At 38.1% G+C, this 12,185-nt stretch carries 17 protein-coding genes; 15 read left to right on the top strand and 2 right to left on the bottom strand.

Features of this window, described 5'->3' with window-relative positions:
- Positions 1-40 precede the first annotated feature (40 nt).
- From ACN6MT_RS03305 to rpsI, 13 genes are all read left to right on the top strand, one after another.
- Positions 41-691, top strand: coding sequence for an adenylate kinase (locus tag ACN6MT_RS03305; RefSeq protein ID WP_419954791.1), 651 nt, complete (start codon positions 41-43; stop codon positions 689-691).
- Positions 692-973: 282 nt separating this feature from the next.
- On the top strand, positions 974-1,192 hold the full coding sequence (gene infA / locus ACN6MT_RS03300; RefSeq protein ID WP_034676129.1) for a translation initiation factor IF-1: 219 nt from the start codon (positions 974-976) through the stop codon (positions 1,190-1,192).
- Between the two features lie 36 nt (positions 1,193-1,228).
- Positions 1,229-1,342, top strand: coding sequence for a 50S ribosomal protein L36 (gene rpmJ / locus ACN6MT_RS03295; protein ID WP_000868344.1), 114 nt, complete (start codon positions 1,229-1,231; stop codon positions 1,340-1,342).
- Between the two features lie 23 nt (positions 1,343-1,365).
- Complete coding sequence (gene rpsM, locus ACN6MT_RS03290; RefSeq protein ID WP_026565543.1) at positions 1,366-1,731, top strand: 30S ribosomal protein S13; 366 nt, start codon at positions 1,366-1,368, stop codon at positions 1,729-1,731.
- A 21-nt stretch (positions 1,732-1,752) separates the two neighbouring features.
- Entirely contained in the window at positions 1,753-2,142 is a 390-nt protein-coding gene (gene rpsK, locus ACN6MT_RS03285; protein WP_024027886.1) for a 30S ribosomal protein S11, read from the top strand.
- 176 nt (positions 2,143-2,318) lie between these two features.
- A complete protein-coding gene (locus tag ACN6MT_RS03280) occupies positions 2,319-3,263 on the top strand; it encodes a DNA-directed RNA polymerase subunit alpha (protein ID WP_034676137.1) in 945 nt (314 codons plus the stop codon).
- A gap of 63 nt (positions 3,264-3,326) precedes the next feature.
- Positions 3,327-3,689 (top strand): 50S ribosomal protein L17, encoded by a 363-nt coding sequence (rplQ, locus tag ACN6MT_RS03275; protein WP_034676140.1) that lies wholly within the window; start codon positions 3,327-3,329, stop codon positions 3,687-3,689.
- A gap of 370 nt (positions 3,690-4,059) precedes the next feature.
- Positions 4,060-4,899 carry an energy-coupling factor ABC transporter ATP-binding protein gene (locus tag ACN6MT_RS03270; protein WP_419954790.1) on the top strand — a complete coding sequence of 280 codons (840 nt, stop codon included), beginning with the start codon at positions 4,060-4,062 and terminating at the stop codon, positions 4,897-4,899.
- Entirely contained in the window at positions 4,875-5,741 is an 867-nt protein-coding gene (locus ACN6MT_RS03265; protein ID WP_419954789.1) for an energy-coupling factor ABC transporter ATP-binding protein, read from the top strand. The genes ACN6MT_RS03270 and ACN6MT_RS03265 overlap by 25 nt, the downstream gene beginning before the upstream one ends.
- Positions 5,738-6,535 carry an energy-coupling factor transporter transmembrane component T family protein gene (locus ACN6MT_RS03260; protein WP_419954788.1) on the top strand — a complete coding sequence of 266 codons (798 nt, stop codon included), beginning with the start codon at positions 5,738-5,740 and terminating at the stop codon, positions 6,533-6,535. The genes ACN6MT_RS03265 and ACN6MT_RS03260 overlap by 4 nt, the downstream gene beginning before the upstream one ends.
- A gap of 11 nt (positions 6,536-6,546) precedes the next feature.
- The gene (truA, locus tag ACN6MT_RS03255) at positions 6,547-7,284 is read left to right on the top strand and encodes a tRNA pseudouridine(38-40) synthase TruA (protein ID WP_419954787.1); all 738 of its coding nucleotides are present in this window, start codon (positions 6,547-6,549) and stop codon (positions 7,282-7,284) included.
- 255 nt (positions 7,285-7,539) lie between these two features.
- Positions 7,540-7,977 carry a 50S ribosomal protein L13 gene (gene rplM / locus ACN6MT_RS03250; protein ID WP_034676154.1) on the top strand — a complete coding sequence of 146 codons (438 nt, stop codon included), beginning with the start codon at positions 7,540-7,542 and terminating at the stop codon, positions 7,975-7,977.
- 20 nt (positions 7,978-7,997) lie between these two features.
- Complete coding sequence (gene rpsI, locus ACN6MT_RS03245; RefSeq protein ID WP_034676157.1) at positions 7,998-8,390, top strand: 30S ribosomal protein S9; 393 nt, start codon at positions 7,998-8,000, stop codon at positions 8,388-8,390.
- 107 nt (positions 8,391-8,497) lie between these two features.
- On the opposite strand, the gene ACN6MT_RS03240 is transcribed toward rpsI, so the two are convergent.
- Together ACN6MT_RS03240 and ACN6MT_RS03235 are read right to left on the bottom strand one after the other, a co-directional pair.
- Positions 8,498-9,649, bottom strand: a complete 1,152-nt coding sequence (locus tag ACN6MT_RS03240) for a tyrosine-type recombinase/integrase (RefSeq protein ID WP_419954786.1) — start codon at positions 9,647-9,649, stop codon at positions 8,498-8,500.
- Between the two features lie 87 nt (positions 9,650-9,736).
- Entirely contained in the window at positions 9,737-10,855 is a 1,119-nt protein-coding gene (locus tag ACN6MT_RS03235) for a hypothetical protein (RefSeq protein ID WP_419954785.1), read from the bottom strand.
- A 326-nt stretch (positions 10,856-11,181) separates the two neighbouring features.
- Between ACN6MT_RS03235 and ACN6MT_RS03230 the strand changes: the two genes are divergently transcribed.
- Positions 11,182-11,454, top strand: coding sequence for a helix-turn-helix domain-containing protein (locus ACN6MT_RS03230; RefSeq protein WP_419954784.1), 273 nt, complete (start codon positions 11,182-11,184; stop codon positions 11,452-11,454).
- A 172-nt stretch (positions 11,455-11,626) separates the two neighbouring features.
- A complete protein-coding gene (locus tag ACN6MT_RS03225; RefSeq protein WP_419954783.1) occupies positions 11,627-12,184 on the top strand; it encodes a hypothetical protein in 558 nt (185 codons plus the stop codon).
- Position 12,185 lies beyond the last annotated feature (1 nt).

Raw genomic sequence — 12,185 nt, 5'->3', positions numbered from 1 at the left:
ATGTTCCCTAAACCAATAAATAGCACGAGGGGGAACACGTGTGAATTTAGTATTAATGGGGCTTCCGGGTGCTGGTAAAGGTACTCAGGCCGAACAAATCGTCGAACAATACGGCATCCCTCATATCTCTACTGGAGATATGTTCCGTGCAGCGATGAAAGAAGGAACAGAATTAGGGTTAGAAGCTAAGTCTTTCATGGACAAAGGCGAACTTGTTCCTGATGAAGTAACAATCGGCATTGTTCGTGAACGGTTAAGTAAAGATGACTGTAAAAAGGGCTTTTTACTTGATGGTTTTCCTAGAACGGTACCTCAAGCAGAAGCTTTGGAAAGTCTATTATCTGATTTAGATAAAAAGATTGACTATGTCATTAATATAAATGTAGATAAAAGTATTTTAATGGATCGTTTGACCGGTCGTCGTATTTGTAAAGAATGCGGCTCAACATATCATTTAGTATTTAATCCTCCTGCAAAAGAGGGAACTTGCGACAAATGTGGCGGTGAGCTCTATCAACGAGCTGATGATAATGCTGAAACGGTTCAAAATCGTTTAGACGTTAATATCAAACAACAAGAACCATTACTTACTTTCTATGAAACAAAAGGTTACCTTCGTACTATTGATGGGCAGCAGGACATTAATAAAGTATTTGCTGATATCCAGCAATTGGTCAGGGACTTACGTTAATGGCCATTAGTTTTATCGTAGATCGACTCTCGAACATCTCTTCAATAAGCTTCAGATGTATGTGGATGTAAATGGCTTTTCTATTGTGCTGAGTATGTAGGACCGAGAGTTGGGCAAGACTTACATGTGGAATTCAATATTCCATTTAATGTAGAATTTACTTGCGGACAGAAGACGAACATTATGTTAATATTAAAAGGTTGCTATTGTTTTGTACCTAAGAAAAGTCTTTGCTAAGCGTTTTTTGAATGAAATAATTGAATTGAGAAGGGAGACGAATTAATGGCCAAAGATGATGTAATTGAAATTGAAGGTAAAGTACTTGAAACTTTGCCGAATGCAATGTTTAAGGTAGAATTAGAAAATGGTCATACCGTGCTAGCTCATGTTTCTGGTAAAATCCGAATGCACTTCATTCGCATCCTTCCGGGTGACAAAGTTACTGTTGAGCTTTCTCCATATGACTTAACACGCGGAAGAATTACTTACCGCTTTAAATAGTTGCTTGCACTCCGTATTACTAAGGAGGTTAGGATAATGAAAGTAAGACCATCTGTTAAGCCGATCTGCGAAAAGTGCAAAGTTATCCGTAGACGCGGTAAAGTCATGGTTATCTGTGAAAACCCTAAACATAAACAAAAACAAGGTTAATCTTGAAGGAGGTGCGCTAACTAATGGCACGTATTGCTGGTGTAGATATTCCACGTGAAAAGCGTGTAGTTATCTCTTTAACTTACATTTATGGTATTGGTAAAAATACTGCACAAAAGGTATTAGCAGAAGCTGGTGTTTCTGAAGATACTCGAGTGCGTGATTTAACAGAAGACGAATTAAACAAAATCCGTGATATCATCGACAAATTAAAAGTTGAAGGTGACCTTCGCCGTGAAATTTCTCTTAACATTAAGCGTTTAATGGAGATTGGCTGCTACCGCGGATTACGTCATCGTCGTGGTTTACCGGTTCGTGGACAAAACACGAAAAACAACGCTCGTACACGCAAAGGTCCTCGTAAGACTGTTGCGAACAAGAAGAAGTAATCGGCAAAGGAGGTTATTTAAATGGCACGTAAAACTAATACACGTAAACGTCGTGTTAAAAAGAATATTGAATCAGGTATTGCACATATCCGTTCAACATTTAACAATACAATCGTAACAATTACAGATGTACATGGTAATGCAATTTCTTGGTCTAGTGCTGGTGCGCTTGGATTTAGAGGTTCTCGTAAATCTACTCCATTCGCTGCTCAAATGGCTGCTGAAACTGCAGCTAAGACATCTATTGAACACGGTATGAAGACTCTTGAAGTTACAGTTAAAGGACCTGGTGCAGGTCGTGAGGCTGCTATTCGTGCATTACAAGCTGCAGGTCTTGAAGTAACAGCTATTAAAGACGTTACTCCAGTTCCTCATAACGGATGCCGTCCACCAAAACGCCGTCGTGTTTAATTTTTCTGTATAGAATTTGTATCCTGCGTCTATAATGGATATGATACTAATTTTTAGTAATTTATACTGAAAAATTATTCCAGTTGTTGTGCACAAAACGGGAACGTATACATGGGGGAATTTCGATTAGTAAAAATACTGGTCGAGGTTTCGACGTTTTGAAGGAGGGTTATTTGATGATCGAAATAGAAAAACCAAAAATCGAAACGGTTGAGATCAACGATGATGCCAAGTACGGGAAGTTCGTCGTAGAGCCACTTGAGCGTGGATATGGTACCACTTTGGGTAACTCCTTACGTCGTATCCTATTATCTTCACTCCCAGGTGCCGCTGTTACATCGATTCAGGTCGATGGGGTACTTCATGAGTTCTCAACAATTGAAGGCGTCGTAGAGGATGTAACATCCATCATATTAAACATTAAAAAATTAGCTTTAAAAATCTACTCTGATGAAGAGAAAACTCTTGAAATTGATGTTCAAGGTGAAGGTCCTGTTAAGGCAGCAAACATTACTCATGATAGTGATGTAGAAATCTTAAATCCAGATCTTCATATCGCAACATTGGCTTCAAGCGGACATCTACGCATGCGTTTAACAGCTAAGCGAGGCCGTGGTTATACACCAGCTGAGCAAAATAAGCGTGAAGATCAGCCGATTGGTGTGATTCCAATTGATTCTATTTTCACTCCAGTTTCTCGTGTGTCTTATCAGATAGAAAATACTCGTGTGGGTCAAATGACAAACTATGATAAGCTAACGCTTGATGTTTGGACAGATGGAAGCACAGGGCCAAAAGAAGCAATTGCTCTTGGGTCAAAGATTTTAACTGAGCATTTAAATATCTTTGTTGGATTAACTGATGAAGCGCAAAATGCTGAGATTATGATCGAAAAAGAAGAGGATCAAAAAGAAAAAGTCCTTGAAATGACGATCGAAGAACTTGATTTATCCGTTCGTTCATATAACTGCTTAAAGCGTGCAGGAATCAACACTGTTCAGGAATTAGCTAATAAAACTGAAGAAGATATGATGAAAGTACGTAACTTAGGCCGCAAATCACTCGAAGAAGTGAAGGCGAAACTAGAAGAGCTTGGATTAGGCTTACGTAAGGATGACTGATTAGGTCATTTCTTAGTTTAAAACTAATCCGTTTAATGACTTCAACAAAGGAGGGAACCCTTCATGGCATACAGAAAGTTAGGACGCACAAGCGCACAGCGTAAAGCTATGCTTCGTGATTTAACTACAGACTTAATCATCAATGAACGCATTGAAACTACAGAAACACGTGCAAAAGAAATTCGCGGTACTGTTGAGAAGATGATCACTTTAGGTAAACGTGGTGATTTACACGCTCGCCGTCAAGCTGCTTCTTACGTTCGTAATGAAGTTGCTGATGTTGAAAAAGGTACTGACGCATTACAAAAACTTTTCACTGATATCGCTCCTCGTTATCAAGAGCGCCAAGGTGGATACACTCGTATTATGAAACTTGGACCACGCCGCGGCGATGGTGCACCAATGGTAATTATCGAGTTAGTTTAATACCTTTAACAGACAACAAGGGCGCTGGACAGTTTAGTTACAAACTTGTTCTTGAGCCCTTTTTCTGTAAGATAAACTTTATATCAAACACGAACCAAGCCAAAAAGAGTGTTATGATGAGCGTGACCCTTCTTTAGAAGGGCACTTGAAGGAGAATTTATTTCTCCTTGGAAAGATGAATGTAAGCCTTTTAATTATCTTTTTCACGTCTCGTCTAGCTCATGCACCTCCTCCTATTTCTTTAGAGAAAACCCGTTTAGCGGCAGAATTTACACGTTCTTCTGCCCAGGGGGAGGTGCAGGCTTTTTTTGTATTCTTCGAGCTATGCATAGATAGGTAGGAATAGGTGAGATGAGAGGAGAAGGTTTTGATGAGGGAATCAGTTGTTTCCTTAACGAATGTGTCTTTTCAATATGAAGACCAAAATAGGTACGCTCTTCAAAATGTAAACTTTGATATCTATAAGGGTGAATGGTTAGCTATTGTAGGTCATAATGGTTCTGGTAAATCGACGACGGCAAAGCTTTTAAATGGATTACAATTTCCGCAGCAGGGTGAAATTATGGTTTGTGGAATTAAATTGAATGAAGAATCTATTTGGGAGATCAGAAAGAAGTTAGGAATGGTCTTTCAAAATCCTGATAATCAGTTTGTAGGTACTACTGTACAGGATGATGTGGCTTTTGGTTTAGAAAACCATGGAATCCCAAGGGATGATATGATCTTTAGGGTTGAAGATTCTTTAAAAAAAGTCAAAATGGATCATTTTCTTAATCAAGAGCCGCACCATCTATCTGGCGGGCAAAAGCAGCGTGTTGCGATTGCTGGTGTTCTTGCATTGAGACCGTCAATCATTATCCTGGATGAAGCGACTTCCATGCTCGATCCGAAAGGCCGTGGGGAAGTTTTAGAAACCGTAAGGGCCTTAAAGGAAGAGAAGGGTCTCACGGTCATTTCCATTACACATGATTTAGAAGAAGCTGCTAAAGCTGATCGAATTATTGTGATGAATCAGGGGGAGGTATATCGCGAGGGCAGTCCTGAGGAAATATTTTCAATGGATGATGAATTGGTTCATCTTGGGCTGGATATCCCTTTCTCTATTAAAATGAGTAATGCATTTCGTGCAAAAGGAATCAACCTATCGAAGCACTATTTATCGGAAGAAGAGTTGGTGAATGAGCTATGGACATATCACTCCAAAATATAGAGTACCGTTATCAAGTAAACACTCCTTTTGAACGTTTAGCTATTAAAGATGTGTCTATTGACATCCCTTCGGGAACATATGTAGCGTTAATAGGCCATACTGGTTCAGGAAAGTCTACTGTTTTACAGCATTTAAATGCCTTGCTGCTGCCGACTGAAGGAACTGTAGTGATTGGGAACCATGAGGTCAAAGCGAAGCAGAAGAATAAGAATTTAAAACAGATTAGACAAAAGGTAGGGATAGTTTTTCAATTTCCAGAGCACCAATTATTTGAGGAAACGGTTGAAAAGGATATTATTTTCGGCCCTATGAATTTTGGTGTCTCAGAGAGAGAAGCAAAAGAGAGAGCACGGCGCGCTTTAAAACAAGTTGGACTTACCGAAGAGATATTAGAGAAGTCTCCATTTGATTTGTCTGGAGGGCAAATGCGACGTGTAGCGATCGCTGGTGTTTTGGCGATGGAACCCGATTGTCTCGTTTTAGATGAACCGACAGCAGGTCTGGATCCTCGTGGCCGTAAAGAGATCATGGATATGTTTTATTCACTTCATAAAGAGAGAAACCTGTCAACTATACTGGTAACGCATAGTATGGAAGATGCAGCTAAGTATGCAGACCAAATTGTCATTATGCAGCAAGGACGCGTTGTAAAACAAGGAACACCTTTAGAAATCTTTTCGTCCGTTTCAGAGCTGGTCGATATGGGACTAGATGTACCAGAAGTTGTCCGTTTTCAACGAAGTCTGGAAGTTAAGCTTGGGATTAAGTTAGGAGCAACTTATCTTTCCATTGAGGAGCTATCATCCGCTGTTGCAGAATTGTTAAGAGGTGCACCGGTATGATGGAAAAAATGATTATTGGGAGATACGTTCCCGCGGAGAGTCTTGTTCATCGATTGGACCCGCGATCAAAGCTTATTATCATTTTCTTATTCGTATGTGTCATTTTTCTAGCAAACAACTTTCTAACCTATGTTTTAATTGGAATTTATACGTTTTTAATGCTAGGACTATCTCGAATACCTGTTCGTTTTTTATATGCAGGACTAAAGCCAGTTCTCTGGTTAGTGTTATTTACTTTACTCTTACAAGTTTTCTTCACAAAAGAAGGAAGTTTACTGTATGAGCTTGGCCCCATTAAGATTTATGAAGAAGGGGTTAGACAAGGTATTTTTATTTCAATGAGATTCTTTTTCTTAATTTTAATGACCAGTCTACTTACATTAACGACAACACCTATAGAAATAACAGATGGACTGGAAACACTATTAAACCCATTGAAAAAAATTCGCTTTCCTGTACATGAAATGGCCCTGATGATGTCCATCTCACTACGGTTTATTCCAACCCTTATGCAAGAAACCGACAAGATCATGAAGGCACAAATCGCCCGTGGAGTAGATTTTTCCAGCGGTCCAGTGAAAGAAAGAATTAAAGCAGTCATTCCTTTACTGATTCCCCTTTTTGTCAGCTCGTTTAAGCGTGCTGAGGAGCTTGCCATTGCCATGGAAGCACGAGGGTACCGTGGCGGTGAAGGAAGGACAAAATACCGTCTATTGAGCTGGAAATTCGCGGATACACTGCAGCTTATTATTCTTGCTGTTTTAACGATATTATTAATCTTATTACGATCATAATGGAGTATATAATGAATCGCTATAAATGCATTATTTCCTACGATGGTTCTGGATTTTCAGGATATCAGGTTCAACCTAATAAACGAACCGTTCAAAGTCAAATAGAAAACGTCTTGGCTAAAATTCATAAAGGCAGCCATGTGAGAATTGCTGCTTCCGGAAGAACGGACGCTGGAGTTCATGCAAAAGGCCAGGTGATTCATTTTGATTCGCCTTTGTCCCTTCCTGCGGAGAAATGGGAATTAGCCATAAACTCAATGCTGCCGGAGGATATATCAGTTCTTTCTGTGGAAAAAGCAGATCCATCCTTTCATGCCCGATTTGATGCCAGCGGAAAAGAATACCGTTATTTTCTATATCAATCGGCAAAAAGGGATCCATTTCAAAGAAATTATGCTTTTCATTACCCTTATGATTTAAATTTAGCTGCCATGAGAGACGCCTGCACCTATTTGCTTGGTACACATGACTTTTCTAGTTTTTGTTCCGCAAGGACAGAAGTGGAAGATAAGGTTAGAACGATTGAGACGATTGAAATTTTAGAAGAAGAAGAAAGTCTCTGTTTTCGTTTTGTAGGAAATGGCTTTTTATATAATATGGTTCGAATTTTAGTAGGAACGTTAATTGAGGTTGGTTCTGGAAAGCGGCAGCCAGAGGAGATAGCGGAGATACTTGAAAGAAGGGATCGCCGTTATGCTGGGAAAACCGCTCCGGGACAAGGTTTGTATCTTTGGAAGGTACATTATTAAATGAATTTTTAATAACAACACAACCTGGTGTAACATTTTCTTGACTTTTTGCTATAAAGAATTTATTATATTATATGGTTGTGTTTTTAATCCCACGATAAAGCCCCGGAAAGTCTTCATCGTGATTGAAAATATATGAACTTAAAAAATGACGCACAATGGCGTTGCCGTTTATTCCCGGAACAGAATGAACGATAACGGCTTATGATGGTGCGAAAAAATAATCTTTTTGGATTTAAATTAGGAGGGAAATTCATGCGTACAACGTTTATGGCTAACGCCAACAATATCGAGCGTAAATGGTACGTGATTGATGCTGAAGGCAAAACTCTTGGTCGTCTTGCTTCTGAAGTAGCAGCAATCTTACGCGGTAAAAATAAACCAACTTTTACACCACATGTTGACACTGGTGACCATGTTATCATTATCAACGCTTCTAAAGTTGAATTAACTGGTAAAAAATTAACTGACAAAATCTACTATCGTCACACTATGCACCCAGGTGGTTTAAAAACTAGAACTGCTCTTGAAATGCGTACAAACTATGCTGAGAAAATGATCGAGCTTGCTGTTAAAGGTATGCTTCCAAAGAATTCTCTTGGCCGTCAAACATTCAAAAAATTACACGTATATGCTGGCGCAGAACATCCGCACCAAGCACAACAACCTGAAGTTTACGAACTTCGCGGTTAATAAAGAGGGAGGGAATTAACTTGGCACAAGTTCAATATATTGGTACTGGTCGTCGTAAGAGCTCTGTCGCACGTGTGCGCTTAGTTCCAGGTACAGGTAAAATTACAATTAACGGACGTGACATCGAAGAATATATCCCATTTGCAGCTTTACGTATGGTTGTAAACCAACCATTAGTTGCTACTGAAACAACAGGCAGCTACGATGTTCTTGTAAACGTAAGCGGCGGTGGATACACTGGTCAAGCGGGCGCAATCCGTCATGGTATTGCTCGCGCATTACTTACAGTTGATCCTGAATATCGTCCAACATTAAAGCGTGCAGGTCTACTAACTCGTGACCCACGTATGAAAGAACGTAAGAAATACGGACTTAAAGGCGCTCGTCGTGCACCTCAGTTCTCAAAACGTTAATTTTCAACACTTTAAAGACTCTCAACGAATTTGGTTGGGGGTCTTTTTTATACCTAAAAGGGGCTTGTGACCACATTTTGACCACCAAAATATTATTTGACCAAAAATCATAGCTCTAAATACCTTTGGAACTTTGTTGCTGTTTGTTCTCTTATCGTGTCTGTTACGTGTGTATAGATGTTCATTGTTGTTTTGATATCCTCATGGCCCAACCGTTCCTGCACTTCTTTTATACTTGCTCCAGCTTCGAATAAAAGTGAAGCATGAGTATGACGTAACCCATGAATGGTAATTGGGTGTAGATTGTGTTTTTTAATGACTGTATTTAGCTTTTCATTCGGATAAGCCAATCGCAAAGGGTTGCCATCATCTCGAGTAAAAACCATGTTATTATCAACAATGATGTTAATCACGGCCATATTCGCTTCCTTTTGACGTATACGCCACTGTTTTAATAACCGCAGGGTTTGACCATCCAAGCTAATTAAACGTTTGGATTTAGCAGTTTTAGGCGTCTGGATAATGAACTCACCCTCATTGTGAAATAAGGTCTTTGCTAATCGAATGGTGGCAGCTTCAAAATCAATGTCATTCCAAGTAAGTGCTAATAATTCACCTTTACGCGCGCCTGTATAAATAAGTAGGTGAAAAAGTGAATGATCACGATATGATATTTCCTTCTTTGTTATCTCTAAGAATTGTTTAATTTCTTCCTTTGTCCAATAATTTCGTTCATTGGCTTCTGTTTCATCGCTAAGAAGGTCACTTTGCTGTTTTGGTATACTTACATGTTCCATTGGATTCTTTGTGATAATGTCCATTTTAAGGGCAAATTTAAATACCTGGTTTGCTTGTATCTTAATATCGTTGGCTGAAGCTATCGTATCTGCAATTTCGTTGATCATCTTTTGGCAGTATGTTTTACTAATATCTTTTATTTTTAATTTGCCAAAACGGGGTAGGATGTGTGTTTTGAACTTCGATTCAATAGTTTTTTTAGTGCTCACTTTAATCGTCTTACAATGATTGGAGTACCATTGCTTGAAAACCTCTTCATAAGTAAAATTATTATTGTTGATAAGTAATCCATTCTCTAATTCCTGTTCTAGCTTAACGGCTGCTGCTTGTGCTTCTTTCTTCGTTTTAAACCCTCTCCGAGTAGTGGATGTTCTTTTTCCTGTTTGGGCATTAATCCCTGTGTCCATTTTAAACAACCATAATTGCCCTTGTTTTGTTGAGTACTTCTGAAATGACGCCATTTTTGTACACCTCTATTTTATATTTATAGGTAAACTGATTATTGTAAACCATAACTGAAAATACGGGAGTAACTTTACTTGTTACAATCATGTAAGTAAAAGACGTTTTAATTCTTTTAAGATAGTCTTCTCACCAGTGCAACCACTTTCAATTAATGAGTGGAATGCTTTAATGACCTTTTCTGGTGAAATGTCCGAAAACTCTTCTAAAGCCATTTCAAGGTACTTCTCTAAGTTATGGTTATGGACTCCGAGTGAACTGCGACATTTTTTGCTGCAGGTTTTATTATCATCTCTATAAGGAATATAGAGCTTTTTACATTTATGCCAGTTGCAACGTCTAAAATTCTTTCCTTCTGTACGATCTAATTTTACTCTTAAATAAATTGCAGCCAGTAGAGATTTATAACCCCAACCCTCTGATTCACTACTTTCTTCAACATTCCAAAAAATTTGACTGTAACTTTCTTTAAGCATTTCGTTTAGGAAATAATATGAGCTGGTTGCATGAATTTTTTCTTCGGATATAGCAATCATTTTTGCTTTAAAGTCTTTAGTAATTGGCTTTCCAATCTCATCATTTTTCTCCCTTAAAATATCGATGTTAAAACTATCGGAAGTTGAATCATTATTCCTTATTTTGTTTTGCTCCAGCTTTTCGAAAATTTTCTCCATTTTAAAGATCGTCTCTTTTTTTTGTTTTTTACTCTTGAAGCATGTGGGAATTGAATAGTTTTGAAACTGTAAAAGCCCGTTGAGCATTTGCTGATAATCCCTTACTGCTTGTTGGAAAACCAAGACAGGTTCCCGTTTTCGCTCTCCCGTTTTTCTTTTGTGAGTATTATATAAATCATGTATGTATGGATATTCCTTACTTAAATTCGGAAAATCTAAAATTTCCGAAAGCCGAAACTCATTGGTATATACTCTTGTATTTTGTAAACCCAATAGTCCCCATGTGTTTACGAAAAATAAAAGCTCATCTATATTTTCTGGATCAATCCTTCCTAATGCAATATGAGGGCTTGAAAATAAATGTTCCTTTTCGGTATGTGGCCGCCGGGGAAGAATTTTTTTTTCAAGTGGGTCGTAAAACTCCTTTTCACTGTCATTCTTTATAGAAATGAAATCAATTCCATTAATATTTGAAATCTCATATTGCTGTTTATACCAAACAGAATTGTCATCCATCAGTTTAAGTCTCAAAATAATTACCTCTTTCTTTATTTTTAAACACTTTTTAATCATTATGTGATTAAAGTCAATATGTTAGATTGAATATACAACATCAACCACAATTTATCAAGCGGTTATGGTTATCGATGTTACTAAACGTTATGGAGGTTAATGATGAGGGAAAAAGCTAACAAACAGGTGAGGGAGATTATTAAATTAAAGGGGTATTCACAATGGGAAGTGGGAGAGTTATTGAATTATGGGGAGAGTTCATTCTCAAGATTGCTACGAAAACAATTGCAGCCAGAACAGATGCAGGAAATGATTTTAAAAATACAAGAACTAAGGGATAGGAAATGAATCTTACTATAGAATTACCTGAAGATGTTTTACTGATAAGTAAGGCTGATCTAAGAAAGGTATTTTTAGAAATGGTCGCTGAGTATCACGTGCAAATGGCTAATGACGAAATTATGACCATAAAAGAAACAGCCACGTACTTAAAAGTTAGCGTACCTACAGTACGCGCCCTCATTTCAAATAAAGAAATACCATATTTCCAGAAGGGGCAGGTCATTCGGTTGAATCGTTCACAAGTATCGGGATGGCTGCGGGAAAATTCACGGTGAAACAATAGCCGTAGTAAAAGAAAATTATCGGAGGATCTCTTAGAAATTGTAATAAAGTGATGGAATGAAAGAAGGGGTTGCTGTGCAAGGTTATATCAAGCTATATAGGAAAACGATGTGCTCACCTATATGGAATGACCTTTATTATATAAAACTTTGGATGTATTGTCTGATGAAAGCTTCTCACAAAAGTCATCAGCACTTTATTGGAAATCAGATAGTTATACTAAATCCAGGTGAATTTATCACTGGCAGGTCTGCCTTGGCAGGGGATTTAAATAAGGGGATGAAGACGAGTCAAAAGTTAAGTGAGATATCTTGGTGGAGGTACCTGACGAACTTAGAAAAGTGGGGAATGTTGAACATCAAAAAAACTAATAAATACAGTGTTGTTTCAATAATTAACTGGACTGAATATCAAGAAATGGATCAACAGTTGAACAACAGGAGAACATCAGATGAACAGGAGATGGTCACAAACAATAATGATAAGAATGAAAAGAATGAAAAAAAGAATAAATATGCTGAATATGTACGCCTTAGTGTAGTGGAATACGAAAAACTACTAGATGAATTTGGGGAACCAGGCACCGCAGACAGAATTGAAAAGTTAAACCTTTACAAAGGCTCGACTGGAAAGAAATATAAAAGTGATTATCTTACGATTTTGAGTTGGGAGAAAAAGAGCCAATTACTGCAGGCAAAGAATATTAATTGGGAGGATTTATAAA

It is taken from the genome of Neobacillus niacini (assembly GCF_048572935.1).
Lineage (GTDB): Bacteria > Bacillota > Bacilli > Bacillales > Cytobacillaceae > Neobacillus > Neobacillus niacini.
Note: the sequence above shows the minus strand (reverse complement) of the source record. Positions and strands in the feature narration are given on the sequence as shown.